This is a genomic window from Citrobacter sp. MGH 55 (assembly GCF_016906145.1).
Taxonomy (GTDB): domain Bacteria; phylum Pseudomonadota; class Gammaproteobacteria; order Enterobacterales; family Enterobacteriaceae; genus Citrobacter_A; species Citrobacter_A amalonaticus.
Map to the genome: position 1 here is coordinate 1,153,729 of NZ_CP070239.1, position 987 is coordinate 1,154,715.

The window sequence follows — 987 nt, forward strand, 5'->3', positions numbered from 1 at the left end:
CCATCAGGATTGTTTTTTTACCTTCAAAGAAAACTGTTTCGGTGTTATGCCAAAGAACTCTTTAAAGTTACGAATAAAGTATGAAGTACTGGTATAGCCCACTTCATTGGCAATACTGTTAATATGCTTCTCAGTCGTGGTGATGAGTTTCGCCGCCTGATGCATGCGAATATCCAACACCAGCGTATTAAAATTATTACTCTCTTTCTCCAGCTTTTTACGAATCGACACCTCCGACATATGTAAAATGTTCGCCAGATCTGCCAGCCTCCACGATTTAGAGAGATCGGCTTCAATGATTGACTTCAGTCGTTCAGTAAAGGTGGTATCCGTTGATACCGACAAGGAATAAACTAAGGATTCTATATCCCTCATTTTAGAAAGAAGATAGGTTATTTTATAAACTTGTCGGTGTTGTGGGACATCGCTTCCCGTTAATCGTTTGAAGATTTTTGTATCTGTTTCATCAACAGGACAGGTAAATATTTTACGCCGCGTCTGGTTGACTCTTTGCGGATCTAACAACAGCGGTTCCATCACCTTACAGATACAACTCAACACATCACTATCAACGTGATAGAGCTCATAAGGAACCCCTTTACCTAGCACTTTTAATGCAACATCAATCACTGTGTTTTTTTCGATATAACAAAGTGATTCAGGGGGTACATTAAAGGACTGCCCATCTTTCGTTTTTATAAGCAGTTGCGCATCCCGTAGATAGATAATCGCACAGTTATAAAAACGTATCTTTTTCAGCACCAACAGATTGTTGTGTGCATAGCTTTCCTTAGCCGGAAAATTAAGGGTACTTAAAGCACTTTGACTATTCATACAGTCACCCCCATGCTTTGTATGCATATAATTTCATGGGTTATCAGCCATGTAAATTCGGAATTTTTTAATTAACGAAATAGTTTATAATTTTAATTATTACTTTTTTAACTATGCATTTCTTTAAAATACATAGCGTTACCCAGTGGCTTT

Annotated in this window: 1 protein-coding gene; it reads right to left on the reverse strand. The window is 37.7% G+C overall.

All coding sequences use genetic code 11. The features are described from left to right. Window positions 1-3: 3 nt before the first annotated feature. The gene (locus tag JTI98_RS04585) at window positions 4-834 is read right to left on the reverse strand and encodes an AraC family transcriptional regulator (protein WP_044328463.1); all 831 of its coding nucleotides are present in this window, start codon (window positions 832-834) and stop codon (window positions 4-6) included. Window positions 835-987 lie beyond the last annotated feature (153 nt).

Excerpts from the sequence above, each read along its gene's own strand:
- JTI98_RS04585 (WP_044328463.1), bottom strand. The coding sequence starts at position 834 with ATGAATAGTCAAAGTGCTTTAAGTACCCTTAATTTTCCGGCTAAGGAA.